We start from the raw sequence: 26,953 nt of genomic DNA, 5'->3' as shown, positions 1-26,953 counted from the left end.
AAGTACCCTCCCGGATTTAATAACTTGATCGGATATGACAACGTGAATGGAAAAATTCATGTCATACTGATGGGTATTACGGCCACCTTGATTGCTCGTTAGCTAGCTTCGTACGACTTTGGTTCCGGCAATTCGGTCATGCAGGCAACGTCGTTGCTTACCAAAAATGAAAAGCACATTAACCAAGCCAATTATTCCACCTATGAACGGAATGTATGAACAGAGAATATAAGGAAAGTATCGTTTAACGAGTATATCTTTTCTACTAGCCTGTGCTCCATCAAGATACACAACGTGTATATTCAGTAGTTTTTTCCCTATGGATTGCCCCTTTGTTTCTAATAGCTTCCAATTGATGACACAATAGAAACTAATACCAAGGAAAGCTGTTAAAAATTGCACTGACAACGGCGCGGCAACAGGTGGAACTTGATCGATTCCGTCAAATCCGCCCATAAAGTAAAACAGCGGCAATGTTGCGATCATGACGATGAGCCCATCGATTATGGAAGCACCTAACCTTGACCATTTAGTTGCTAGTTCTAATATTTCTTGGTTGGTTTCGTTTTCATTTTGCGTTTCTGTCGACAGATTTTCCATTTTTTCTCCATAGAGGCAAAGATTATACTCAGAGCACCAAAGCCACAAATCATTCCATTTCGTAATATTTCCGAAGCAAAGACGGTGTTCTCAGGCTTTAGAAGATTTCATAATTGTATAATAAGCCTATTACGCATACAGTTGATATATATCACTGTTTATGCAGGCATTTGGTGAAATGCTGCATGAATTTTGTCCCAGCGCTATGAGTTGGGTTTGCTCGAATATCTCTTTGTTATCAAGGTTTGATACAACATATGAACAATCTGTTTACGTATATAAAGGCTATTCATGGCCATGAAACGAATGCTTTAATTGCTAATGAGCATATGAGGAAAAATAGTTACACTGACGATGGGGTTGAAATCAATGAAATGGAAACTACGTACTATTACGATAATGGCGTTGTAATACGGTATAAGATTGAGCGAGACAATGTGCCTACCGAGCAATTGTGCGAGGAGTGCTGGATAAGTTACGAAGTACTTGATTCAGGGCTGCAACAGATCACTCCTGTGCGTAAAATATTCTACAATTCATGTCAGGAAAGTTTTTGGTTAAAGATGCAAGCATCGCAGACGGTGGCAAGCATTTAGTTTATGTCCTATAAAATGGCGAATTATGGTTTGTGTATGCATTTAGATAAATTTATAGAAAGGGATTACCCGCAGTTAATCAGCTGGATATCTTCAGAAGAGTTCAATTATCTATGGGGTGGGCCTGTATATAAATATCCTTTAACAATAAAGCAGATTACTGCACATGTAAGCAAAGCCGAAGTTACGCCATTGATGCTAAGGGACAATGAATTAGAGATTGGCTATATTGAACTACACAGAGAATCGGAATCTACTTATCGTCTTTGCCGCGTATTGATTGCTGATGAATCAGTACGGGGCAAGGGTTATGGAAAAGTTCTTGTTAATTTGGCCATTGATCACGCGAAAAAAGCATTCAATGCTACGACTATCAACTTAGCAGTCTTTGAGCATAATCAAAATGCGGTTAACTGTTATCAGTCTCTTGGGTTTAACGTGATTAGGAAAGAGGCCGGTTTGCGATCATTTAACGGTGATCGTTGGAATCTATTGTACATGGAACTTAATAATATCTGAAAAATTGTTAAGCAGCCCGAAAGGATTATAACCAATTGATTAAATGGCGATGTCAAACTATCTTGTTTTTTTGTTCTGATGTTGATTTCTTATCCGTTCTTGTTAATTATTATTAATATCGCTATAAACGATACAATAACGAGAGAAAGATATACATTCTGGTTTAATGTTATATGTGGTGTGTTAATGTTGGTTTTGTTATATCTACATATGCAAACTGAGGTTGTCTTTGGCAAGGACTTGCTTGATAGTTGGTACAGAAATAATCCTGAATGATGATCTTATGAATAGCGTAGCCACTAAAATGTAGCTACGCCATATTGATTCTTATGATTTAAAGGCAAGGATTGCCCCATAGGATATTAGCCCTGCACCACAGGCTTGGTTTAACCTCTTTTTTATCTTCATTATTCGAGCCTGGAGTGTATTCGATCTAAATAAGTTACTTGGCAATGCTTATCAGTCATTTGCCACTTTTATTTTTGCTTCCAGGCGGCTGTCGATGGGCTCGGTGCGGCAATTGGTTCCTATCCGTTAGTTGTTGATGACTTGGAACGTGGTAACCTCGTTGCTCCATTCGGATTTGTTTTGTCGGGGCATAACTATATGGTGCTTAGTCAAGAGGCAACATCAGACGATAAGCTTGAGCAGATGTTTATACATTGGCTACAACATAATCTACAGCAATGTGTTCCAACAAATGACCTGAATCATTGTTCGTAAAGGTTTAGGTATCACCTTTCTGCCATTCAGATAACATGGAGCTTAGTCTTCATTTCAAATAGAGCCTTGGCGGTTTATGGAATACATAACACTTACGAAGGAAAGTATCGATTCAGAGCATATTTGCTGCGCCTTTTCAGATAAGAAATGTGCAAAGAGCTACGAGCTTAAAAAACGCTGGCTCGAGGCTGAGTTTGACAATGGTTATGTATTTCGTCGCCTTGATGAACGGGCTAAAGTATTTATCGAATATGGGCCAGCTGAAAAAGCTTGGGCTCCAGTTACAGCTCCCAATTATATGATGCTGGGATGCTTTTGGGTGTCCGGAAAGTATAAAAAGCAAGGGCATGGTAAAGCGCTGTTAAACGATGCTATTGATGATGCGAAGAGCCAAGGGAAAGAGGGTTTAGTCACTATTGTTGGAACGAGGAAGTTTCATTTTATGAGCGACGCCAAATGGCTGTTAAAACAAGGATTTGAAGTTTGCGATACACTCCTATCTGGCTTTATGCTTGTCTCATTAAATTTTGATAATGCTGTCAATGTGCCATATTTCAACCCATCGACCAAAGATAACTCTCTGGCTGATAACGAAGGTTGCGTAGCTTTCTACTCAAACCGTTGTCCTTATTCAGAATATCATGTCACGGATTCGCTAGTTATAACATGCAAAAAGCGTGGTATACCGCTGAAAATCATCAAAATTGAATCTATAGAACAAGCCCAGTCGGCACCGACACCGGCGACAATTTTTAGTCTGTATATAGATGGGGAATTTATAACGACAGATATCAGTGTATGTATGGATACTCGATTTGATAAAATAGTCGGCAAAAATAGCTTGTCACTAAGGTAAATGTGCAAACCAAGTAAAGTAGAGGCTCACTCTTTGAGAGTGAGCCAGAAAACCACAATTTCTCGCATTACTTTCCTTGAACTTAGCCCGCGAGGCTCATTCTGAATTCCGTATCGTGAGGTAATTTGGGTATATAAGCGTTATCTGACGTTACTGTTAGAAGTTTTCTATACTAAATTCACGCACTGCTTTCTCTTGCGTATTTTCGTTTATTGTCCAAACCTCAACAGCTCTAGTTGTTCCTCCAGCTGTTTTACAGATTAGTTCTGATACTAAATATGGGGTGCGGAGATCTTGATAGTAAGCTTGGCCAGAAGTGACAAAGTAATCGCTTATGCGGTTAGTAACTCGGTTGCTATCGCCAAGTAATAATGGTGTTGTTCCGACGTTATTTCCAGCCACACATTCACCATCGCCAACATGATTGTTAAATAGAACCTGGCTGGCGTAGTTTAGCTCCTGGTAGTAACTAGGATTATATCTACTAGCAGGAACAAGGTTTTCAGGCTTTAGCTGGCTTTCCCATTGAATATTAGGAACCGCTGGGATTTTATGATGAATAGTATATTTTTCACCATTGCTATATTCGCAATTAAGGCGTAAAGATTTCTCTTTTTTTTCAAGCCCAGGAGGAATACTACCGGTAATAACTTGGTTAGAAGCGTAAAAGTCTGAAATTAATTGGTCGGTGGCTTCATCGTAAACTGCTGCCTGAGGGCAGGATACATAATCTTTAGTGGTGTAGTGAATTTGCATCGAATAAGCACTTGAACTAAGCGTCGTCATTTGTTGTACAGGTCCGGAACTGTAGATAGTAGTACGCTCGGCCTTTGTGTCTTCATCATAAATTGTTTGTGCTGCTTGTGTACTAAAACACATGGCTGCAATAGCAAGTAGACAAGTTCTTTTCATGATAGCTCCTTATCATTGATGCTCATAGATAAAATAGAAAAAGCAATGTGAAACGTATCATGTTAATCACCAAATTGGCTTTATTATTAACATACTGAATTAGTAACTGGAGGGCAGATCTTAGTTTTTGGGGAAGAGTGGAATTATAGGTGATTATAGACTTTATTTGTGATCTTGATTTGATTTTTAATATGTTGCCTGTGGTGGTGTTATTATGAATAATAATTTAAAGGTTTTTATGGTCATAAGTTAAAGGGAGTATATTGCTTACAGTGGTATGTGATGACATTTGACTGTATTATATAAACGTCGTCGATGTTATATTCACTGATGGTATTATTTGCTTTTAAAATTAGATTGTCGTTATCTTCTTAGCTATAGAACCGCCATCAGTTATAGTTCGATATTTTAATCAGGTTTTGTTGTTTCTAGCTCAGATATTTCAATTCCATTGTTACTATTGTTTTCATCCATATTCTCTTTCTCTTGTTTTTCTTTCTCTTTTTCGGCTGCTTCCTCTTCTAGCAAACGTTTTGGTGTTGACTTTTCTTTTACTGCTATCCGATATGCTAAAGCATGATTAAAGTCGGATTTTTTATCATTAATCAATGCCGCTAATGCTTTGCTGTCAACGAGGCTAAGTTTTCCCATCTCTTTGGCTGTCCGTTCTGATTTTCCAACGATTGTATCATCAGGCAGGTCAACCATCACAGTTGCAGCTTCCGCAAGGGCTGCAGCATATTCATCGAGAACATTTAAATCATAATCTGATATTTTCATATGTTTGCGTATTTCAAGCGCCCAATTTAGCTCAAGAAATGGAATACTAGAGCCGTTACTTGTACCTTTTTTCTTGTCTTTTTTTTGGGGAGAAGAGTAGCTAATATCTTTTAAAAAATATACGAGTGATAGATATTTGTCATGTTTAAGTTGTTTTTGGCCAATATACTCAGGTAACTCCTTGGCTTTGATTTTTTCGCCTTTTGTATTGAATAACCATACTTCTTTGTCATTGTTCATTTCAGGCCAGAAGTCTTCGCCAGTTTCATGTAGATTGTGGGCTATTTTTACCATTACGGGGACACTGGTGCCGCCGTTAGGCATATCCCAAAATGTAGAGAGGGTATGGTGGCCTTTGGTTAAGTATAGAGTGCCTGCCTTGGGGCCAATAACGACGGTGCTAAGATCATTGGTGTGCGTGCCAGGCTTGTCAATGCAGTTATAGCTGGATGCGTCTGTCGGTTGTGATTCTTCATTCCACTTCTTAATACCTTTTGCTCCGTTGGCTTTACACAGGTCGTTGAACATACTTTTGAGATCTTCATGATAGCGGTTAAGCTTGGCAAACTCTTTGTCAAAGCTGAGTACAGGCTGTGTGGGAAGTAGCTGATCCAACGTGACGGTAATGACATCGCCATTGCTCAGCTTGTCATAGGTTATTTTCTCAGCGCTTGAAAAGGTGGCAAGAAGGGGCACGCAAGAATATATACACAGCAAAAAGGTGTCACGAAGACTCAGCATAGATCAGGTCTCTCGGGCAGTAACTGACAACAATGAGTCTAGCAAAGAGTGATATGCGAGGAGTGTTTAAGAAGTAATAAAACAAGCCTGATCCTATCGGTGCTTAGGAACTCGATCAGGCTTGCTGTTGGATGATTTAAATGCCTAATTCATCGAGTAAATCAAAATCAACGGTGGATGCTGATTCTTGCTTTTGCTTATCAGCTTGTTCCCTTTTGGCATTTTCAATGATGGTATCAGGATCGATGTCATCATGTTGTTCAAATTCTTCCAGCTGGATGAACTCTGTCTTGTCCATTGCTAGCTCAAGGTAGAAAATGTTGTTTTTCTCCGTTGTAAAGCTAACACGACGTGCTTGTGGTCGATCCAAATTCGTATCGACAGAAAGCAAGATCTGCTTGTTGAGCGCAAGCATTTTTGGCTGATTTTGAGTAATAGAAATCTGCAGCTCACGACGGATTTTGCTGGTGAAGTCACCAACAGCTTGGTTCATTAGCTCACCAAGTACATCCGCCACTTCGTCTGAAGAGTGGTGAATGGCTAAATCTTCTTGTTGAATGCCCATCTTGAGCATGTAGTTTTGGTATATCTCCAAAGCGGCTTGTTGCGAAAAGTTATTAACTACCAAGCCAGTAAAACCACCGTCAAAAAGGACGAAACAACCAATATCCGGCTTTAGGCTGGTTTTATTGATTTTTTGAACCATTGCTGAGTAACCGACTTGGCTATCAGTGGCTGTTGATAATACGTTTGAAATGGACTGACAAAGTTTTAGCAGAATGTCATCTGTAGTGATGGTTTTCGTTTTTTTCATTGTGTACTCGGATACCTAGCTTGCATTTATCGGCAGTGTGTCATTAATCGTTATTAAATGCACAACTCTAAAGGGAGCGAATTGATATGGCTCACTGTTTTAAAACATTAAGCGCAAAAAAGTGCATATGCTGCTGTGTTCAACCGTTAAACAGGCTTCAATGGGCATAATTGGTGGGTAGATACTTAGGCAAAGCGCTTTTCTAAATAGCTAATGATGTCGTTAGACTCGTACATCCATTCGACTTCTCCGTTGTTACCTTCAATTCGAAGGCAAGGCACTTTTCTATGGCCCCCACCGTTAATCAGTTCTTGTTCCCATTGTGCCTGTTTTGCATCTCTTGTAGCCAGAGGCAGGTTTAGACGCTTAGCGGCACGGCGAACTTTAACGCAGAAAGGGCAGGCATCAAACTGATAAAGATGGATTTGAGCAACCGCATCGTCAATTTCTTTTTGTTCAAGTTCTGAACGCTTGACAGACTTTGGAGAAAACAGGGCGTTAAGCAGCAGAATAACTCGGCCTAATATCCAACGAATTACTTTCATAGAAGGCGTATCCTTGTAGTTATGATTTAGGCTTGGAATTGTATTATAACTGGTGATATTTGATAACCAAAAAATCACAAAGGCAGCGATTCATTTGGATAAAAATCATTTTATAACCATGTGAATAATATGGATAAATGGAATGGCAAAATATTTCTGGGCAATTAAAGCGCGGCATTTATTTGCTACTATTTCGACAAGAAGCATATCTAGGTTGTCGCCATTTGATGTCTACATTGCCCATTAATGTTTAGAGATTGAATCGAAAAGGGTTTTAATTGAGCCAATAAGTGTTAGTGATTTATGTTAGAGGAAAAGACGATCCAGCTCACTTATTAAATAAATTTCATACTCTGTGATTATGATTCTCATGAATATTGATTATTATTAGTCAGTCCATGGAAAATTAAGGAAGATACTCAACGTGGTAAGGAAGCAGAACATTCTTATCTGTGATGACTCGCCTGTAGTGCACAGAGCAATGTCCAGAATGTTATCTGGGCAGGATGCTGTGACACTGTTTTTTGCCGAGAACGGTAAAGAGGGGCTTGAATGTCTTACAAATCAAGATATTGATGTTATGTTTCTTGATTTGACGATGCCTGTTATGGATGGTTTTGAAGTTTTGCAGGTATTGTCCGCTCGCGAGCATGAGACTAAAACGATCATTTTGTCTGCTGATGTCCAGCGTCAGGCAATGGAACGTTGTATCGAGCTTGGAGCACACCACTTCTTACCAAAGCCTTTTGATCCTGAACACCTCATGTCTGTTTTAAATAAACTTGGCATTTATGTTGTGGAAGGGCTGGATAATTCTGTCCCCCACCAAGCTGGTGATGAATTCATTCAAGCTTTTAAAGAAGTTGCCAATGTGGCACTCGGTCGTGGTGCTGCCATTATCTCTGATCATTTTGGCGAGTTTATTAAGATGCCATTGCCGAATGTTGCAAAGTTATGTGCTGGTGAACTGGAGATGGCTATTGATGATATCAAGCAGCAGAGTGAATCAGTGGCGATTGCTCAGCGTTTTGTCGGTGGCGGAATTCATGGCGAAGCCTTAGTTTGCTTGCGTGGTAAAGATGTCGGTGTGTTCGGAGCGCGATTGGGTTTCAGTCAGGTTGATGAACATAAGAGTGAGATTGTTATTGATATCGCCAATCTTATGGTGTCTTCATTCTTGGTTTCACTGTCTGAACAAATGAACATTCCTTTTTCTGTACGTCAGCCAATTGTTTTAGAAGATTATATGGTATGGGGTGACGGTGAGTGCATCAAATCAGAGCTATTCACTGTTGAATATACTTATGAGGCTGATTCATTAGACTTGGAATGTGATGTTTTATTTATGATGGATAATAGCTCAACGCTGGTTATCAAAAAAATAATGGAAACTCTACATTGAATCAGGTAACACTTGCTGATTTTCACTTAACCATGCAGGTAATGGATAATATAGATGCTGGTGTGGTGATCATTGATAAAGAGTATAACGTATGGGCGTGGAACACGTTTATGCAGGCGTACAGCGGCATTACTACAGAGCAAATTATGGGCAAAAATTTGTTCGACGTGGTTGATGATCTGCCCGTAGACTGGTTAAAAAATAAAATTGCATCCACATTCAAACTGCGGATGCGATCGTTTAGTTGCTGGGAAGATAGGCCAAGCATTTTTAACTTCTCTAACTTTAGCCCCGTTACTGCGGGCTCTGCTCTGATGTTTCAGAATATGACACTGACACCGCTTAAGTCGCTCAATGGTGAGTTGTCTCATATCTGCTTAACGATTACAGATGTGTCTGATATTGCTAAAAATAAAACACACCTTCGAGAATCAAACGAACAGCTCACGCACCTTAGCATGACTGATCGGCTGACCCAACTCTATAATCGCGGTCACTGGGAAGCGTGTCTGGCAGAAGAATTCGAGCGTTGCAGAAAGGCCAACATTCCATCCACATTGGTAATGTTAGATATCGATCACTTTAAGAAAGTAAACGATACATTTGGACATGTAGCGGGCGATGGCGTGATTCGAAAAGTGTCTAGTTTGTTGCGGCGAACCAAAAGACATAGTGATATTGCCGGACGATACGGCGGGGAGGAGTTTGGTGTGATCTTACCGGGTACGTCTGCTGATCTTGGGCTTTATTTCACTGAGCGTTTACGTCATCGGATCGAAGATGCATCTGTGGCGGTAGATGTGAGAAGCATCAATGTGACTATCAGTATTGGTGTCTGTGAATGGGCGCCTTGGATGCCGAGTTATGAGAAGTGGTTGGAACTATCAGATAGCGCGTTGTATGAATCAAAGCAAAATGGCAGAAACCAAACCACAGTTTACTCGAGAGAGCTATGCCAAGAGCAGGATAAGGAATTGAAGGCTGTCAGCTGTTAAGAGGGATTCGTCTTGGTGCAATGTCCCATTCTCTTTGATCAAGAGCAAGAACATCCGTTGACAGTGTTGTAATTTTTTAGATTATTCTTAAAATTGATGAAAATTATTATTAATCCAAAGAAATATTATGGTTGTTGAGTCTGAAGGCTATCACGCGCTTATAGAATATTTTACCGAACATTTGTCTTTGTTTGAGAATGCAAACAAAGATGGTTGTAGCGAGACGGTAGAAGATGTAGTGACTGACATGATAGCAACGAATCTAATGGCAGTATTCTCACAAAATCCTGATCTTGAAGCTGATTTTCGCTTTAAGTTGATGCAGGAAGCCGATGCGGTCGTTGAAGATTTATCTGAAGTACTGGCGGGAGCTTGGCGTTGTTGTCCTACCAATGAACAGATTGCATTTCTTGAAGATTACATTGGGTTAGTGAAAAACTTATTTGATAGTGCAATTAGTATTGAAGAAGGCTAATTGAGCAAGAATTGATTTCAAAGGGCAGCGCAAGCTGCTTTTTTTACGCCTGCAATTTGTCGAAATATAGCCTGATAAATTAAATACCCTTCTGATTTTATTGATAAATCAAAAACCTGAAATGATAGCGTAACAATCCATAAGTAAGTTACCGAGTAGCAAATTGGCTGAGATAGCCAATCAGCAACAGACACTTCTGTCCCGATATCAGTTGTCGACGTGAGTTCGCTTGAAGGCCTCGGGAAGACTCTGGGTAAGTTTTGATTGCAACAAATACAAGCGCCAGTAAAATGCTGGCGTTTCTTGTATTAGGTAGAGCTGCTATGCGTATCCACGCGGTACATAATTTATATGAAGAGCGTCTAGCGCGTTCTACACGTCCGTTTCGGGCCAGAGGCTGTAAGGTTGAACGCTGTAGTTACTGTATGCTACGGGAGCACCTGTGTATTTGCTCCGAAAAACCGGTGATCAGCTCCAATGCAGCTTTCTTACTGGTGATGTATGATGACGAGGTGCTAAAACCAAGTAATACCGGCCGACTCATAGCGGATTTGTTTGAAGATACTTTTGCTTATATTTGGTCCCGGACAGAGCCAAATTTAGCAATGCTGGAGCTACTGGACGATCCTCAGTGGCAGCCTTATGTTGTATTTCCTGCAGAATACGCTCAGCCTGAACGTGTCGCTGAGAAAGTGGAGGTAGGTACCGATAAGCGGCCGCTGTTTATCATGTTGGATGGTAGCTGGGCGGAAGCGAAGAAAATGTTTCGTAAGAGCCCGTATTTAAACAAGTTTCCAATTCTTTCCATTAGTCCTGACAAACCGTCGCGGTACAAGGTCAGGGAAGCATCGAAGGAAAACCAGCTTGGAACGGCTGAGGTTGCTGCTCGGATTATTGATCTCTATGGCGAACAACGTAATGCTGATGTGCTGGATCTGTGGTTTGATGTTTTTCGTGAAAATTACCTAACGGGGAAAATGAACCGGGTATTACCGGATGACTCGGCATTGAAGCTGCTGAAACAGTATATTGCTGCCTAATGAAGACGGTTATTATCGTACTTTTGGTAACTTTATAACAGCTCGCTGTCATAAAATGTAACAGCTTGCTGTTTCTTTCAGCAAACGCGAGTCATGCTGATGGCTGAGCCTACTAAATTCGTGATGTGTCACAGTCTGTAGGTGTAGATTTGTGGATAATTTTTTCAGTTATGTTTTTTTATGATTTTTGCGGAGTGTGCAGGATGTACTACGGCTTTGATGTAGGCGGTACCAAAATTGAGTTTGGTGCATTTAATGAGAAACTGGAGCGAGTAGCGACAGAACGAGTACCGACTCCGGGTGATGATTACGACAAATTAGTCGACACTCTTGTGGATATAATCAAAAAAGCTGATCAGAAATTCTCTTGCGAAGGCCATATTGGTATTGGTATTCCAGGAATGGAAGATGCTGAAGACGGTGCATTGCTTACCTCTAATGTTCCTGCTGCGAAAGGACGTACGCTACGTAAGGATCTTGAGCACAAACTTGGCCGTAGTGTCACTATTGACAATGATGCAAACTGTTTTGCACTGTCAGAAGCGTGGGATGAAGAGTTACAAGGCGAAAAATCTGTACTGGGGTTGATCCTTGGTACTGGCTTTGGCGGTGGTTTGGTTTTCGATGGCCACGTCTTTTCCGGCAAGAACCACGTAGCCGGTGAGTTAGGCCATACGCGTATGCCAATTGATGCATGGTTCCATCTTGGCGAAAATGCACCGTTGTTCACATGCGGCTGTGACAACAAAGGCTGTATTGATAACTACCTTTCAGGTCGTGGCTTCGAGCAGCTATACACGCATTATTATGGCGAAGAAGTAAAAGCCGTTGAGTTGATCAAACGCCATGCAGATGGTGATGAAAAAGCGGTTGAACATGTCGATCGCTTTATGGAAATGCTGGCAATCTGTCTGGCGAATCTATTTACCGGCCTTGATCCTCATGTTGTCGTGCTGGGCGGCGGTCTGTCCAATTTTGAGCTGCTATATACTGAGTTGCCTAAACGTCTACCTAAGCACTTACTCTCTGTCGCACGTGTACCAAAAATTGTTAAGGCGAAATACGGTGATGCTGGCGGTGTACGTGGTGCCGCATTCTTGAATATTAAATAATCACTGTTGTACATTGATTGAAAGAAAAGCACTGCCGAGCAGTGCTTTTTTTATATACCCAAACACCTTGAACTTGCTTGGGTATATTTTCCCTCAAATTTTGCTAAAATCCGCGCTCTTTAGTACAGAACCGGAAAAGCATAATGTCATTTCAAGCGTTGGGGCTGCAAAGCCAGCTAATTGATACCGTTACCGCCCTAGGCTTTCAAACGCCAACCCCCGTCCAGCAACAGGCTATCCCTGAAGTGCTGGCTGGTCATGACATTATGGCTGGAGCTCAAACCGGGACCGGTAAAACTGCCGCATTTGCTTTACCGTTGTTACACCGTTTGATGGATACCCCTGAGCGTACGGTTGAGAGTCCTGATAGCCCTGAAAAAGCAAAGATTCAGATCCGAGCGTTGATATTGACCCCAACCCGTGAGCTTGCCCAGCAGGTATACGACAGTGTAGCCTCCTATAGTGAGCACACTTCAATTAAATCGGCAGTGGCGTATGGCGGAACTAGCATGAAAGCTCAGGTGAGCGCGATTCGTGCGGGTGCAGAGATATTGGTCGCCACCCCGGGACGCTTGCTTGATCATGCCCATGTAGGGACAGTTGATTTGTCAATGGTGGAATACCTGGTACTTGATGAAGCTGACCGAATGCTGGATATGGGTTTTATTGATGATATCAAGCGGATCATGAGGCGGATGAAAACAGCACGTCAGACGTTATTTTTCTCTGCCACTTTCTCGAAGCAGGTAAAAAAACTAGCCTACGATATCCTCGATGATCCGAAGTTAATTGAAGTTACGCCTTCTAACAGTGCCGCAGTTACTGTTGAGCAGATGGTATTTCCAGTTGATAAGCACCGTAAGCGGGAATTGCTCTCTTACCTCATTGGCTCAAGAAACTGGCAGCAGGTACTTGTATTTACTAAGACAAAGCAAGGCTCTGATGAACTCGCCAAAGAACTGGGTTTAGATGGTATCAAGGCTGTTTCGATTAACGGTGATAAGAGCCAAGGGGCGAGACAGCGCGCATTAAACGATTTTAAAGGCGGCAAGGTGCGTGTATTGGTTGCAACTGATGTTGCGGCGCGCGGTTTGGATATCGAGCAGCTTGAGTACGTAATTAACTTCGATATGCCTTTTAAAGCAGAAGATTACGTTCACCGTATTGGGCGTACGGGACGTGCTGGTCAAACAGGGCATGCTATTTCCTTAATGAGCCTGGATGAGGAGTGGGCCTTGAAAGCGATTGAAGAATTGCTTGATACGCGATTGCCTCAACAATGGCTGGAAGGCTATGAACCTGATCCAACGATTGAGCTTTCGGAAAATAAACGACGAGGACGCACGGCAGATAAGCGTAGGGCAAAAGCTAAGCAGAAAATCCACAAGAATCGTGGTCGTCATATCCGCTAATGTGGCGTGTATGCGTGAGTATTAGAATCATTGCTCGTTAACAAATAGGCTCATATAAAGCGTTTGGATATAAAGGGTGTCATTGTTACCGTTGACACCCTTATTTAGCTACTTTATTTTGGGGATGTCAGTTATTGAAGATACACATCAATAGTAAAATCAACAGCAAAGGCTCCCTATGTCAGAGATTCCAACGCGTTGCCCATGGGTCGATACGACTAAACCTGATTATATCGCTTACCATGATCTTGAGTGGGGCGTACCATTGCATGACGATAATCAAATTTTTGAATTCCTTGTGCTCGAATCAGCCCAAGCGGGCCTTAGCTGGTATACCATCTTAAGGAAACGGGAAAATTACCGGAAAGCGTTTGCCAACTTTGATCCAACAATTATTGCAACCTTTGATGAAGCGCAAGTTGAAAAGCTAATGGGTAACGCGGGCATTGTCCGCAATCGGCGAAAAATTGAGGCGGCAATCAATAATGCTCAGCGATTTCTTGACGTACAGGCAGAATTTGGCAGTTTTGCAGATTATATCTGGGGCTTTGTTGGTGGAGCGCCAAAAACAAACCATATCGAGTCTTTGTCTGACTATCCGGTTACTACTCAAGAGTCTGATAAGCTCGCTAAAGATCTTAAAAAGAGAGGCTTTAAGTTCCTTGGCTCTACCACTATCTATGCGCATATGCAGGCAACTGGCATGGTCAATGATCACAGCATCGATTGCTTCCGCCGAGCCGAAATTATGGAAGCAAACGCGGATAGCTAACTATCTATAAGCCCATATACAATGGACTTTGTTGTCCAACATCTTTATTTGGGTATCGCAACCCTAAAGAGGATTGAGTAGAGCATAGGTACGACACCAAGCGTTAGTACCGTTGCACCGAGTAGCCCAAAGATAATGGCGATAGCCATTGGCTCCCACATTACACCGCCTCCGATCCAGAGCGGGATCATCCCGGCGACCGTTGTTGTCGTCGTCAGTAATATTGGCCTAAGCCTTCGTTGTGCTGCGGTACAGATAGCTTGATATGGTGTTATTTATCACTGCTGCAATTAGGAGCTTTTTGAATATTGCGTTGGCTTCTCCGGATGATTCTGCCATAACGCCAAGCTCCTAGCGGTAGCCAATCGGCGAGTGTTGTGCGTATTGTTTGAGTTGAAGGATTTGGGAAGTGAATGCCTTGAGGTGTTAATGTTTTATGTTTTTTTTCAGCCCCCAGGAAGAGGCTGAAAGGTTGTTATGAAACTGAGATTCGTATTTTCACCAGCTAGGCTGGTTTCCTGTTCACACTATGATCTATTGCATTAGCAAGAAGCTCAGTCGCCGTTTGTCGGCACTCAGATACACAGGCATCAGATTCAGCAAGAGGCGTGGTGCGCGAGCCCCATTTAATCACACTTGCTCCCCAAGTTAATCCGGCACCGAAAGCGGCGGATAAAATCGTATTACCTGGCTGGATCCGACCTTGTTCAACGGCCTCGCATAGCGCGATAGGAACCGTTGCCGCCGAGGTATTGCCATATTTGTTAATATTAACGAATGCTTTTTCGATGGGAATACCAGCATGATCACACAGAGCTTCAATTATCCGTTTGTTAGCCTGATGGGGAATGACGATATCAATATCGTCACTGTTAAGCTTGGCACGTTCAAGCACTGTTCGTGCGGCGGCATCCATACCTCTAACGGCCCGGCGGAAAATCTCACGTCCGACAAAATCAAAAACGAAATGACCAGAATCAGGGTTGTATCTGTCCATACCTGTGCCGAATTCAGGGATTGCTAATACGGCCCGTCCTTCAGGGTCGCAGCCTAACTGTGCATCCAACAGGCCACAAGCCTGCTCAGTGCGGCTTAGTACGACTGCGCCTGCACCATCACCGAATAGTACGGCCGTATCACGCTGGCTCCAATCAAGATACCAAGATAAGCGCTCTGCGCCGATCACTAATACATGATTGTAGTTACCAGCCTGAATCATACGTGTAGCGGTTTCAAGCCCGTATAAAAAACCTGTACAGGCAGCATTCATATCAAATGCAGCTGCTTTACCCGCACCAAGTTCTAGTTGAACTTTTGATGCAATGTTCGGGATTAGGGTATCTGGCGAGCAGGTGGCAATAATAATTAAATCTAACTCGGTTGCATCGAGGCCTGCCGCAGCCAGTGCGCGAGAGCCTGCAACTCTCGCCAGTTCTGACGTATTAACATGGCTGATATGACGAGTTTCAATGCCTGTTCGTGTCCGTATCCATTCATCAGAGGTTTCAACGAATTGGCTTAGTTCATCATTGCTTAAAACTGTTGGAGGCAAATATTTACCCCAGCCGGTGATTTCTGCGTAGTGCATAGGCCGTCTCTTCGAAAGCGTGTAATTGCTGATTGTTTCGACTGTAGCAAACTCATGCAGGCTTCGGTAGTTTGTTGAGTGATTTTTACGAGCTCAATCATGAGCTTATCTATGCATATCTGTAGTCGGACCTATTCATTGTGTGAATATCTGAATTTGTCGGTTCACGATTAGAGGTTTATTGTTCAAATGGAATATTGCGATTAAATTCAACAGATACATTCTGGTATGATTAGGATCACTTGCATGGAATAACAATAAGGTAGTAGTGACGATTATGATCCGTCTTGGTGTGATTGGTACGAATTGGATTACGGACAGCTTTATCGAAGCTGCGATGAAAACAGGAAAATATCAGTTAACGGCCGTTTATTCCCGGCAGTTGGAAAAAGCGCAGCAATTTGCGTCAAAATACGGTGTCAATAAGTGTTTTGATAGCCTTGATGAAATGGCTTCTAGCAATGAGCTGGATGCGGTCTATATTGCTAGCCCTAACTCCCTTCATGGGCCACAGGCAAAACAGTTTATTGATCATGGTAAGCACGTTATTGGTGAAAAACCGTTGGCTTCAAATTATGCAGAAGTGGAAGCTCTCATTACAGCTGCAACGGATCAAAACGTCGTATTGTTTGAGGCCATGAAAACAACGTATATACCTAATTTTCTGCGCTTACGAGAATCGTTGCCGAAACTAGGAAAACTGCGCAAGGTTTACTTTTCCTACTGTCAGCTATCTTCCCGTTATGGGAAGTACCTTAATGGCGAAAACCCTAACACTTTTAATCCGGCTTTTTCCAATGGCTCGCTAATGGATATTGGCATCTACCCATTGAGTGCGGCGATTGGCCTATTTGGTGAACCGAATAGCTTTACAGCGCAGGGCGTATTGCTCGATTCGGGTGTGGATGCACATGGTACGATCGTACTTCACTATACTGGCTTTGATGTCGTTATCAGTCACTCAAAAGTTAGTGACGGGCTGATCCCAAGTGAATTGCAGGGCGAGCAGGCGACCATGTTGGTTGACGGAATCTCTGAATGTAAATCTGTTATGTTGCATCGTCCGGGTGAAGCCGCCGTAGACTTGAGTGTTTCACAGGAAGAAAACGTGATGTATTACGAGGCTGTTGAGTTTTCCCGTTTGATTGAACAGCAGCATGTGTCTCATTCTGGGCTGGATAGAGCCCGTATTGTCAGTGCCATTATTACCCAGGCCCGCGATATCATTGGTGTGCGTTTTCCGGCAGATGAACAAGCGTTAGTCTGATTCTGGTTTGGTGCAACACGACTTAACGACAAAATAAAAAAGGTGGCCACGAATGGCCACCATAAAAGGGAACGTTTCTTAATTGTTAGAATAGTGCAGGGCTAATAATTACCAGAACATCCATGCAAACGCTGAGAGAGCACCGATACAAGCGATATTTAAGTAGATACCGGCTTTCATCATCTCGCTTTGTTTAATATGGCCAGAGCCGAAGACAATCGCATTTGGTGGAGTCGCAACCGGTAGCATGAAGGCACACGATGCAGCAATCGCAATCAGTGCTGACAGGATAACCGGTGAGACACCGAGCGCTTCTGCCACAGTCGCAAATACAGGAACGAGAAGGGCTGCACTTGCTGTATTACTGGCGAATTCTGTCAGGAAAACAACAAAAGCGGCTACAACCAGGATAGTGAAGAACAATCCCGCTTGTTCCAGGAAGCCACTTAGGCTGTGAGCAAGAAAAACACTGGCGCCCGTTGCTTTCAGAACATTGCTCAGGCAGATACCGCCACCGAACAGTAGTAGCACCCCCCAGTCTGTCGACTTCTCAATATCTTTCCATTGAACAACTCGGGATACGCCCAGCAATACAATTGCAGTAAGTGCAACGAGAGTATCGAACTTGCTGAATCCACCTAAGAAAGCGTTAATTGGCTTGCTGAATATCCACAGTGCGACGGTAAGACCAAAAATTGCTAGTGTTATTAATTTACCGTTGTCCCACTTAACCGGTTTATGGTCGAGCTCAAATGTATGCTTTAGATTCGGTTTAAGCATGAAGTACAGCATTGCAACGGTGATAGGTAACAAGATCATCGAGACTGGTAGGCCAAAAGCCATCCATTCAGTAAAGCTGAGGCCAACTTCTGCTGCTGCTATGGCATTTGGAGGGCTACCGACGACTGTAGCGATACCACCGATACTTGCACAGTAAGCAATGCCGAGTAATACAAATACGTAGGTGCCGCGCTCGCTTTTTGCGTTAACTTTGTTCAGTACTCCAAGTACCAAAGGGAGCATCATGGCTGTTGTTGCCGTGTTGCTGATCCACATTGATAGGACTGCAGTAACACCGAATAGCATAAAGACAGCAACGGACATTCGGCCTTTGGCGATAAGGAGTACTTTATCGGCAATGGCTTTGTCTAATTCTTGTTTATGCAACGCTGCAGCGAGGGCAAAACCACCAAGGAACAAGAAAATGATTGGGTTGGCAAAGTTGCTTAGTGCCTGTGGTGTTTTGAATATTCCAAATGCGACAGCCATGATCGGAACAAGTATTGCGGTAATACTCACGTGAACAGCTTCGGTTAGCCACAGAACGGCCACGAAGACCAGAATGCTTAAGCCGATCACAACGTCTTTTTCGAAGGGGAGGCTATTTAGCAAAATGCTAAATAGGGCGATGTCTGCCAGTAGAATGATACTATTCCGGTCAAACAGCCATTTTTTCAGTGTCAGGGTTAAGGCTGTCATATGCTTTCCTTTCGCTGGTTATAATTATGTGTGCAACTCTGTGTACACATGTCATTTAAGATGGATGTTACAGGTTCTTTGGTAATTGTTAACCAATGGGTGGGTGAATGTTGCGCTTTTGGCTCTGTAATTATCTTTTTTGTGAGGTTATTGTCCGCGAATGTGTAGGAAAATACCCATGAGAAAGCAGCCAGAGAATTGTGCTGTTAATGATTAGGTGAAATATATTTCATGGATGAATCAGCTGTGGTTAGAAGTACATTGTCGGTATTGCACTGTCATTGCTCAAGGCAAGTATTCAAAATGCCCCTGGCAAATACCATGGTGCCAAAGTATTGCTGTGTGGAATGCGCGCAGCTGTTGATTGCGTTTGATTGTGAATCATCACAGCAAGGAACATATTTATTGTAAATTTGTGCTTTTGTTCACAGATGTAGTAATGGCGATATAAAACATTTAGCTGCAAATTTATGCCTTCGGTATCATAAATACAAAGGGAATTGTAAATATATAAAATAGAATAATATTATAAGGCTAGGTCATTATGAGTTCTAAAACGCAGGGGCTGCGTAAGCGTGTGCACAGTGAGGCACAGGCACATCTAAAAGATGTGCGAATGAAGTTTTTAAAATCCTATATCGAGAAGGAAGTAAAACAAAAAGTTGACTAAGAATTCACTTCCTCTTCTTTCAGCATAACATCTGATGAGTTGTTAAAAGCCACTGTCGAACCGCAGTGGCTTTTTACTATGAAGTAAAATGTTATTGAACGTCTTACCCGTTAGGTTGTGTTTTGTCAGTCGTTTGTTTTTCAAGGGCAGGATTTTCGAGAACAGGCCCTTCAAAGATCAGCTGCTCGGTGGTTATAGGTTCTTTGGGGCCCAGAAAGCGTGGTTGAATATCTAACAGATAGAGATCGACTATAGCCTTCACTCTTGCAAGGATTTCGCGTACACGTATTTTTAGACCTGCCATTCCTCTAGGTTCAGGCACGGCAAGGCAAATGGCATCGATATTGTTGCTTTGAGCAATGAATAAAGCTCGCTCACAGTGAAATTTTTGAGTAATGATAACGAAGTGATCAGCTTCAAAAACACTTTTAGCTCTGACAATGGAATCGAGGGTGCGAAAGCCTGCATAATCAAGAACAATGTCTTTGTCTGGTATTCCCGCTTTTAACAAATCACGTTTCATCGTCCATGGTTCGTTGTATGAGCGATGGGCGTTATCGCCGCTTAGCAGCAAAATATTTACCTTGCCAAGCTGATACAGCTCGAGGGCTGCTGACATACGGTAGTCGTAGTATGGGTTTAGGGTTCTGGCGATGTACTTGCTTGTTCCCAGTACCAAACCAATTGAGCGTGATGGGATGTGAGACGCTTCGATAAAAATACGATCAGCTGTTGACTCCGATATCCAACGGTCAATAAGTAAGCTCGTTCCGACGAGAACGATACAGAGAACTGCAGAAATACGAAAGAATGAGAGCAGTTTCATAAAAACCCAAGTGTAACCTATAAATACTACCGCTGATAATACCCTAATATCTTGAAAATGTTATGTAAAAATCCTGTCAACTAGTCCAAGGTCAGTACAATGAGTAGACATTGCTGATTGAAATGTCGAAGAGTTGAAAATATCATCATAATTTGGTGACCTCAAGATACCCTATCAATTCATCATGTTCGCTATCGTTTAGGATAGCTTGGTTTCAATAACAAAGTGCGGAGTAAGTTGCTTGAATATATTTCTTTTATAATGGGGTGGAAAAAGGAAGAGAGTAGTATCACGCTCCCATATTTAATGATTAAGGATATATTACCCATCTTATATGTCGGATGTTGTTATATCAGCGACAAACATTGAACCAAGCATGAGTTTAACAGGGCTTACACGGACTGGCTGAGGTCTAAAGTAAGCTCTTTCATTTGCCTTAATTGTTTTTATATCTTTAGTCTCGTAGATTGCTGATATAATAAGATTAAGTGTAAACTCTGTACAGTTTTGAAAGTCCAATGTAAATGGGTTTGCAATTAATGAGTAATTTGAATTATACAATTCTTTATACGTTGTTGATGATATTTGGTTAAATAAAGAGAATTATGGCAAATGAAAGGATAAAGGCTTTCACTGTTTTCATCCTATCATTCCAATATTTTTTGAGCACTTGGCTTAGATACTAATGCTTCGCTTGGCTACTATGATTCTCACAGGCAAAAGAGTTGGTTGTCCATAGCATTGTGATCGTTGCCGTAATAGTTAATGCCTTTAATACTTTCATGTTAATTTCCTTTTAGTAATAGTGGTATAAAAATGGCGGCTTGTTCCTAGGTGCAAAATTCAAACACAACTATAAATACAATTTTAAATAATTAGGAATGAATAAACCCTCACTGCTTTTAATTTTTCAAATGCATTTGTTGTGTATTTTGGTAATTAAGGTTGTTTGTTTTCCTGTTCTCTATTACCTGTGTTTAACTCTATTAAATATATACGAGTTCATTTGCAAATCAATAATCGAATACTGTTTTTTGATTTTTGTTACATTGTTGATGTATGAGTACAACAACAGCGAGAGCTTTTACTCAGGTAGATGATGTGGTGCTTAAAATTTAGAAAGAGGACTTTGCCAAGATGAGCACACAAAGCAGATTTTATTCACTATCAAAACGGCTTTGTGTACTGAGTGATCTTATTTAAATGCTAGCTTAGTTAAAAGCCACTGTTCTATGCTTGCAGCGGTAGATGTCTGCAACAACAGATGTCGGGTTTACGCCGTCAGAATCGATAATTTTGGTTATATGGAATCGATTTCCACCTAGCATATAGGCTTCGTTTGCAAGCTCAATCTCCAGACTATCTGGTGATGTTTTTTCTACCACATGAGTCGTTAATATTTTGCAATCATTATTTTCAATTTCAGAAAATGCAATTGGCTTAACGCTATACGCACCGGGAAGTAATTGGACATTACCCGCAGGTTTCATTGTGTAAGGTGTACCACATTTGTATAGTTCAGCCATCACGCTACTTGGTCGGCCTTTGCGTGTTTTAAGAACGTCAGAAATTCGATAGCGGTTGCCACCAGAAAGGTATGTTTGATTTTTTAATATTGGAACTACGTTGTTTGGATGGGAGTCTTCAAGCGTATATACTTCGATTAACTCACATTTTAGTTGAATAGCGCTAATTTCCGTTATTGGCGTTACTTCTTTAGCTTCTTGTTTTACGGGGATTTTTCTAGTTACGCAGCCACTTAATGATAGAACGACTGCTAATCCTATAACTATATTTTTCATACAAAACCTGAATTAAAACAAAGGCCTTATAATATATATTTTATGTAAGTGTGGGTAGTTATAATTAGGCATATTCACAAGAGGACTACTGATGCAATTGCCAGTACTAACACTTGGTTAACAATGAGTGACGTTGCAAGATAACTATCTATCACTGTGATAACTAACGCCTACACGAATGTGGACTTCTGAGTTGCTCATTACATTGATTACTGAGTGAGGCCGGGGTTAATGGGATAAAAAAGCCCGCATGCAGCGGGCTTAGTATTTAGTATCAATTAGAAAGAAGTACGCTTGTAACGGCGGTACTCAGACTGCCAGTAATTAGCAGCGATCTTCTCTTTGATTCGTTCGTCTGTGTTTTTTGGCGCTTTATGTTGCTCGACCGCTTTTTTGGCAACAGCAAATGCAATCTGGTGAGAAACCTTTTGGATATCTTCCAGTGGCGGTAGCAAGGCACCTTTACCGTTGATTGCTAATGGTGAGCATTCAGCCAAAGCGCGGCTACTTTCCATTAGCATTTCGTCGGTGACACGGTGAGCGCCGACAGCCAGCACACCAAGGCCGATACCTGGGAAGATATAGCTGTTATTGCACTGTGCGATCGGATAGGTATTGCCGTTGTGCAATACAGGCTCGAATGGAGAACCGGTTGCAACTAATGCATTACCATCAGTCCAGCGAATGATATCAGCAGGTGTAGCTTCCACTCGGCTTGTCGGATTCGATAGCGGGAAGATAATAGGGCGCTCGCAGTGCTGGTGCATTTCACGAATAACATCTTCACTGAATAGCCCCGGTACACCAGATACACCAATTAGAACGGTAGGCTTGGCGTTGCGCATAACATCCAATAGTGAGATGTTATTGTCCTCAGCTTCCCATTTATTGATTTCATTACGTGGCTGAACAAGCTTCTTTTGGAAGTTGATCAGGTTAGGCATGTCGTCTACCAGCAGACCCCAGCGGTCAACCATGAATACTTGGCTACGAGCCTGCTGATCAGAAATACCTTCAGATACCATTTGAGCAATAATTGCCTCGGCAATACCACAGCCCGCTGAACCTGCGCCAAGGAAAGTAACACGCTGTTCAGACAATTTGTTGCCTGCCGCTTTACATGCAGCCAATAGTGAACCAACAGTAACGGCAGCGGTACCCTGAATATCATCGTTGAAGCAGCAGACTTTATCCTTGTAGCGCTCAAGTAGAGGCATTGCGTTTTTCTGGGCGAAATCTTCAAACTGGATAAGCGCTTCCGGCCAGCGCTGTTTCACTGCCTGGATAAATTCATCAACAAAGTTGTCGTACTCCTGGCCGGAGATACGAGGGTGGCGCCAGCCCATATACATAGGATCAGAAAGACGCTGCGGGTTATTGGTGCCTACATCAAGTACAACTGGAAGCGTGTATGCTGGGCTAATACCTCCACATGCGGTATACAGGGAAAGCTTACCGATTGGAATGCCCATACCGCCGATGCCCTGATCGCCAAGGCCAAGAATTCGTTCGCCGTCGGTAACAACAATCACTTTTACATTTTGGCGAGAGGCGTTATTCAGCATATCTTCAATGCGATCGCGGTTAGGGTAGGAGATAAACAGACCACGACCACGACGGTAGATATTGGAAAAGTCTTCACATGCCGCACCCACTGTCGGGGTGTAGATGATTGGCATCATTTCAGTGATGTGATTTTCAACTAGGCGATAGAACAGAGTCTCGTTGGTATCTTGGATGTTTCGTAGGTAGATGTGCTTATCCATATCTTTATCAAATTTTTGGTATTGTTGATAAGCACGTTCGGTTTGTTCTTCGATGGTTTCAATAGCTTCTGGAAGTAGACCTTCCAGGTTGAAGAACATGCGTTCTTCGACAGAGAATGCACTACCTTTGTTTAGCAGAGGTGTTTCTAGCAACGCAGGGCCTGCGTAAGGGATATATAAGGGTCTTTTATCGTTTTTCATGCAATAGACTCTGTTTTTAGGGGTTGGTAGTTATCAATGAAAATTGTATACAACGTTTCCATTTAGGGGCTAATCGTATGCCTATAAGCGAGTTATTTCAAAGGCTGTAGGGATTATTTTCGAGAAAAGGATCATGTTTCTCTCTTTTTGGGGGGATTTCCCCCATCCCTTGTCACGTATGGGTTGAAAACAATATGCTGACTAAAATTATCAGTTAGGAAGTCATGCTGGTTATATGAGCAATTAGAGTGTTTCTTAATGTTGCTGATGGTGGCTGCATAAGAAAATAGCGCCAATTCTGATGCTTGTTTGTTTATTAAGGGAAGTCGATGATGGATGTTCAACTATTTCATTTTGATTGATGGCCTACAAGGATCTTTGTCTGGTGTTATTAATGATTGGCGGAGGAGTTGTCTACAGAGAAATTGGTTGTGATTCGATAGTGCCAATTAAGTTGAGGTTCATCATTGGGACTTGAGGGCACATGTATGATTTTAGACCTGGCTTGAAGCTCTTTCCCCATGATGAATTGATTGAAAGTAAGTATGACAAGGAAGTCAATTGCTGACAAAATACCATAAGAATTGGATTTAGCAGCAGAAACCGTACATGTCGCAGACGTTACCCATTGACTCCCTCAAAGAAACATTCCTTTCCCAGCTAACGCAACAACATTTGGTTGTTGAAGCCGAAACCGGTTCGGGTAAGTCTACCCGTTTGCCGCTTTGGGCAGCAGAAAAAGGCAGGGTGTTGGTTGTCGAGCCAAGGCGTGTTGCCTGTACGTCGTTAGCCGAATATGTCGCCGAGCAGATGGGCGAGTCGCCAGGGGAAAGCGTTGGGTATGCAATTCGTTTCGATAACCGATTCAATGATAATAGTCGTATTGTGTTTGTTACTCCCGGCGTTGCCCTGCGTTGGTTGAGTGAAGAGCACCTCGCGGCATTTGATACTGTGATTATCGATGAGTTTCACGAAAGGCGTTGGGATACCGATTTACTGCTGGCATTGATGATGAAGCTGAACAAGCACCGGCTGGTGGCGACATCTGCGACGATGGATGGGCAGCGCCTGTCGGACTACCTTGGAGCACATCGGTTGCAAGCACAGGGCAGAAATTATTCTGTCGAAGTGGCCCACCATGCTTCTGATAGCCGCAATATGCCGGATATAAGAGGGATCGAGAAGAAAGTCAGCGAAGCAGTAGTAAATTCATACCAGCAGCACCAAGATATTCTGGTTTTCCTGCCGGGGCGCAAAGAGATTGCGCAGTGTGAGTCCCATCTAAAACAAATTTTCAAAGAACAGATTGCATTAGGGGAGATGGATATTATTCCTCTTCATGCTTCTGTTTCTGACGAGGAAAGGCATAGAGCATTAACTGAAAGTGACAAGCAGCGTATTATTCTGGCGACTAATGTAGCCGAGACATCGCTAACTATTCCGGGGGTGACGCTGATCGTTGATACGGGCCTTGAACGTCGTACACACCAGCGAAATGGCCGAACGGTACTGGGTCTTCATGCTATCTCGCGTGCTAGCGCCGAGCAGCGTAAAGGGCGTGCTGGGCGAGTCAGCGAAGGCTGTTGTATTCGTCTGTATGGCAAGGCTGCACCGCTTGAGGTACTGACACCACCAGAGCTGCATCGCGAGGAATTGGTTGAGCCAATGTTGGCAGCAGCCTGCTGTGGGTTTACTTTCGAAGAGCTAGCTTTTATAGATAGTTTACCGCACCAAACTCTCGATAAAGCCAAAGAAAAGCTGCTACAAATGCGGGCAATTGACGAGCAGGGAAAAGTGACCGCTCACGGCCAGCGGCTGTATCCGCTGCCGATTGACACCCTGTTTGCACACCTTATTACGGTAATGCCAGACAAGGCGAGCCAAGAAGCGATGGTTGATCTCTCAGCTGCGCTCAGTGTGCCGCAAAGGCTGTGGCAATTACCTAGCGGTGAAGAGAATCGTGAAATGTTGACGAGCTGGCAGCCTGTGGCTTGTGATGCTCTGACACTCGTTAAACTGCTTCGTGAACCGATACCCGATTTTGCCAATGTTGATGAAAGTGTATTAAAAGATGCTCGGCAGCTATCTGAACAAATTCGCGAAGCTTTGGAGTTACCTCAACTTGAAGTAGCAACGTCTATACGGCGGGATGCTTGGCTGCTAGCAGTAATGAAAGCCGTCCCGGAGATCGTGTATGTCAGGCGGGTAAAGCGTCGGCAAGCACTGGGGAATGGCTACAACGAGGTTGCAATTGGTCGTGATAGTCGGTTTGCTGAAAGTGCCGAGGCTGCAATTGTATTTGATCAGTTTGCACTGCCGGGTAAAGGCGTAAAACAAACGTTGTCTCTGGCTACCTGCATGTCTCCGGTTAGCTTGGATCAACTTAGCGCATTGGAGTTTGGCGAAGAAGTGCAGGGCAAGAGCCAGATAACTGATGATCATTGTTTGGTCGAAATACAGCGGGTATACGCAGGGCGTATTATCAATACGCAATGGCAACAGCCTCGGGGTCAGTCGGCTCGACAGGCGTTGGTTGAGATGATAATAGCAGGTTCTGCTCTGCCGGGACTAGCCACTAAAATTTCAGCTGATATTCACCAATGGAACCTTTATGTAGCGCTCGGACGATATCAGCAAGGTGTATGTTCACGTCCGGCAGCTCAAGTTGATACGACTGAATGGTTAAGTGAACAGTTGGAAGCTCTTGGTGTTGAATCGGCGGAAGATTTAGAATTGTTTAGCGTGGATGACTTTGTGTTTGACGGTATTCCGGACTGGGAGCGTGAAGAATTCGATCAGGCGTTTCCTTATCAGGTTGTACTGACTGATTTAACCATGCGGATTGAATACCATATTGCGAGAAAGTTGGTTACTGCCGTTCATGCTAGCGGAAAGCGGAAAACAGATCCAAAACGCTGGGAGCTACCACGCTGGCAAGGCTGGAGAATTCAATACCGCAAAGCAAGCAGAACGATAGATATTAAGTAATGTTCCTAAGTGAGTACAGCTGAAGCGGCCTGGTACTTAGGTACCAGGCCGATAATGATATCATTGAGTGGC

At 42.8% G+C, this 26,953-nt stretch carries 25 protein-coding genes and 1 pseudogene; 14 read left to right on the top strand and 12 right to left on the bottom strand.

The window, feature by feature from the left end:
* Positions 1–102: 102 nt before the first annotated feature.
* Positions 103–600 carry an RDD family protein gene (locus EDI28_RS05070; protein WP_128782717.1) on the bottom strand — a complete coding sequence of 166 codons (498 nt, stop codon included), beginning with the start codon at positions 598–600 and terminating at the stop codon, positions 103–105.
* A 257-nt stretch (positions 601–857) separates the two neighbouring features.
* On the opposite strand from EDI28_RS05070, the gene EDI28_RS05065 reads away from it, so the two are divergent.
* The 4 genes and pseudogenes from EDI28_RS05065 to EDI28_RS05045 all read left to right on the top strand — a co-directional run bounded on the left by EDI28_RS05065 (position 858) and on the right by EDI28_RS05045 (position 3,294).
* On the top strand, positions 858–1,196 hold the full coding sequence (locus tag EDI28_RS05065) for a hypothetical protein (protein WP_128782716.1): 339 nt from the start codon (positions 858–860) through the stop codon (positions 1,194–1,196).
* 36 nt (positions 1,197–1,232) lie between these two features.
* Positions 1,233–1,715 carry a GNAT family N-acetyltransferase gene (locus EDI28_RS05060; protein WP_128782715.1) on the top strand — a complete coding sequence of 161 codons (483 nt, stop codon included), beginning with the start codon at positions 1,233–1,235 and terminating at the stop codon, positions 1,713–1,715.
* A 471-nt stretch (positions 1,716–2,186) separates the two neighbouring features.
* Positions 2,187–2,438 (top strand): annotated as a pseudogene (locus tag EDI28_RS27275) (LysR family transcriptional regulator); the annotation flags it as partial.
* Between the two features lie 76 nt (positions 2,439–2,514).
* On the top strand, positions 2,515–3,294 hold the full coding sequence (locus EDI28_RS05045) for an N-acetyltransferase (RefSeq protein WP_128782713.1): 780 nt from the start codon (positions 2,515–2,517) through the stop codon (positions 3,292–3,294).
* 156 nt (positions 3,295–3,450) lie between these two features.
* On the opposite strand, the gene EDI28_RS05040 is transcribed toward EDI28_RS05045, so the two are convergent.
* From EDI28_RS05040 to EDI28_RS05025, 4 genes are all read right to left on the bottom strand, one after another.
* Positions 3,451–4,206 (bottom strand): hypothetical protein, encoded by a 756-nt coding sequence (locus EDI28_RS05040; RefSeq protein WP_128782712.1) that lies wholly within the window; start codon positions 4,204–4,206, stop codon positions 3,451–3,453.
* A gap of 408 nt (positions 4,207–4,614) precedes the next feature.
* The gene (locus EDI28_RS05035; protein ID WP_128782711.1) at positions 4,615–5,727 is read right to left on the bottom strand and encodes a ParB/Srx family N-terminal domain-containing protein; all 1,113 of its coding nucleotides are present in this window, start codon (positions 5,725–5,727) and stop codon (positions 4,615–4,617) included.
* Between the two features lie 136 nt (positions 5,728–5,863).
* Positions 5,864–6,541: a DUF3334 family protein gene (locus EDI28_RS05030; protein WP_128782710.1), complete on the bottom strand. Its 678-nt coding sequence runs from the start codon at positions 6,539–6,541 to the stop codon at positions 5,864–5,866.
* A gap of 185 nt (positions 6,542–6,726) precedes the next feature.
* Entirely contained in the window at positions 6,727–7,086 is a 360-nt protein-coding gene (locus EDI28_RS05025) for a glutathione S-transferase N-terminal domain-containing protein (RefSeq protein WP_128782709.1), read from the bottom strand.
* Between the two features lie 481 nt (positions 7,087–7,567).
* Between EDI28_RS05025 and EDI28_RS05020 the strand changes: the two genes are divergently transcribed.
* The 7 genes from EDI28_RS05020 (at position 7,568) to EDI28_RS04990 (ending at position 14,294) form a co-directional block, all read left to right on the top strand.
* Complete coding sequence (locus tag EDI28_RS05020) at positions 7,568–8,488, top strand: response regulator (RefSeq protein ID WP_233353273.1); 921 nt, start codon at positions 7,568–7,570, stop codon at positions 8,486–8,488.
* On the top strand, positions 8,485–9,483 hold the full coding sequence (locus EDI28_RS05015) for a sensor domain-containing diguanylate cyclase (RefSeq protein ID WP_128782707.1): 999 nt from the start codon (positions 8,485–8,487) through the stop codon (positions 9,481–9,483). Before EDI28_RS05020 ends, EDI28_RS05015 begins: the two co-directional genes overlap by 4 nt.
* Positions 9,484–9,610: 127 nt before the next feature.
* On the top strand, positions 9,611–9,958 hold the full coding sequence (locus EDI28_RS05010) for a DUF3802 family protein (RefSeq protein WP_128782706.1): 348 nt from the start codon (positions 9,611–9,613) through the stop codon (positions 9,956–9,958).
* Positions 9,959–10,281: 323 nt separating this feature from the next.
* Complete coding sequence (locus EDI28_RS05005; protein WP_128782705.1) at positions 10,282–10,998, top strand: tRNA-uridine aminocarboxypropyltransferase; 717 nt, start codon at positions 10,282–10,284, stop codon at positions 10,996–10,998.
* A gap of 203 nt (positions 10,999–11,201) precedes the next feature.
* Positions 11,202–12,110, top strand: a complete 909-nt coding sequence (gene nagK / locus EDI28_RS05000; protein WP_128782704.1) for an N-acetylglucosamine kinase — start codon at positions 11,202–11,204, stop codon at positions 12,108–12,110.
* 143 nt (positions 12,111–12,253) lie between these two features.
* Positions 12,254–13,522, top strand: a complete 1,269-nt coding sequence (locus EDI28_RS04995; protein ID WP_128782703.1) for a DEAD/DEAH box helicase — start codon at positions 12,254–12,256, stop codon at positions 13,520–13,522.
* A 178-nt stretch (positions 13,523–13,700) separates the two neighbouring features.
* A complete protein-coding gene (locus EDI28_RS04990) occupies positions 13,701–14,294 on the top strand; it encodes a DNA-3-methyladenine glycosylase I (protein ID WP_128782702.1) in 594 nt (197 codons plus the stop codon).
* Between the two features lie 44 nt (positions 14,295–14,338).
* Here EDI28_RS04990 and EDI28_RS04985 read toward each other — a convergent pair whose 3' ends face one another.
* Both EDI28_RS04985 and EDI28_RS04980 read right to left on the bottom strand, forming a co-directional pair.
* Positions 14,339–14,551, bottom strand: coding sequence for an efflux RND transporter permease subunit (locus tag EDI28_RS04985; RefSeq protein WP_267900002.1), 213 nt, complete (start codon positions 14,549–14,551; stop codon positions 14,339–14,341).
* 248 nt (positions 14,552–14,799) lie between these two features.
* Positions 14,800–15,882 carry a ketoacyl-ACP synthase III gene (locus tag EDI28_RS04980; RefSeq protein ID WP_128782700.1) on the bottom strand — a complete coding sequence of 361 codons (1,083 nt, stop codon included), beginning with the start codon at positions 15,880–15,882 and terminating at the stop codon, positions 14,800–14,802.
* Positions 15,883–16,159: 277 nt separating this feature from the next.
* On the opposite strand from EDI28_RS04980, the gene EDI28_RS04975 reads away from it, so the two are divergent.
* Entirely contained in the window at positions 16,160–17,149 is a 990-nt protein-coding gene (locus tag EDI28_RS04975; RefSeq protein WP_128782993.1) for a Gfo/Idh/MocA family protein, read from the top strand.
* Positions 17,150–17,257: 108 nt separating this feature from the next.
* Here EDI28_RS04975 and EDI28_RS04970 read toward each other — a convergent pair whose 3' ends face one another.
* Entirely contained in the window at positions 17,258–18,628 is a 1,371-nt protein-coding gene (locus tag EDI28_RS04970; protein WP_128782699.1) for an SLC13 family permease, read from the bottom strand.
* Positions 18,629–19,172: 544 nt separating this feature from the next.
* Here EDI28_RS04970 and EDI28_RS27515 point away from each other — a divergent pair.
* Positions 19,173–19,298, top strand: a complete 126-nt coding sequence (locus EDI28_RS27515; RefSeq protein WP_267899998.1) for a hypothetical protein — start codon at positions 19,173–19,175, stop codon at positions 19,296–19,298.
* A 103-nt stretch (positions 19,299–19,401) separates the two neighbouring features.
* Here EDI28_RS27515 and EDI28_RS04965 read toward each other — a convergent pair whose 3' ends face one another.
* The 4 genes from EDI28_RS04965 to EDI28_RS04950 form a co-directional block, all read right to left on the bottom strand.
* Entirely contained in the window at positions 19,402–20,124 is a 723-nt protein-coding gene (locus tag EDI28_RS04965; RefSeq protein WP_128782698.1) for a SanA/YdcF family protein, read from the bottom strand.
* Between the two features lie 330 nt (positions 20,125–20,454).
* Positions 20,455–20,709, bottom strand: coding sequence for a DUF2145 domain-containing protein (locus tag EDI28_RS04960; RefSeq protein ID WP_128782992.1), 255 nt, complete (start codon positions 20,707–20,709; stop codon positions 20,455–20,457).
* A 626-nt stretch (positions 20,710–21,335) separates the two neighbouring features.
* Complete coding sequence (locus EDI28_RS04955) at positions 21,336–21,926, bottom strand: DUF1471 domain-containing protein (RefSeq protein ID WP_128782697.1); 591 nt, start codon at positions 21,924–21,926, stop codon at positions 21,336–21,338.
* A 278-nt stretch (positions 21,927–22,204) separates the two neighbouring features.
* Positions 22,205–23,893, bottom strand: coding sequence for an NAD-dependent malic enzyme (locus EDI28_RS04950; protein ID WP_128782696.1), 1,689 nt, complete (start codon positions 23,891–23,893; stop codon positions 22,205–22,207).
* 609 nt (positions 23,894–24,502) lie between these two features.
* On the opposite strand from EDI28_RS04950, the gene EDI28_RS04945 reads away from it, so the two are divergent.
* A complete protein-coding gene (locus EDI28_RS04945; protein ID WP_128782695.1) occupies positions 24,503–26,881 on the top strand; it encodes a helicase-related protein in 2,379 nt (792 codons plus the stop codon).
* Positions 26,882–26,953: the final 72 nt, after the last annotated feature.

This window comes from Photobacterium chitinilyticum (genome assembly GCF_004104355.1).
Taxonomy (GTDB): Bacteria; Pseudomonadota; Gammaproteobacteria; order Enterobacterales; family Vibrionaceae; genus Photobacterium; species Photobacterium chitinilyticum.
This window is presented reverse-complemented; position numbering and strand designations above follow the sequence as displayed.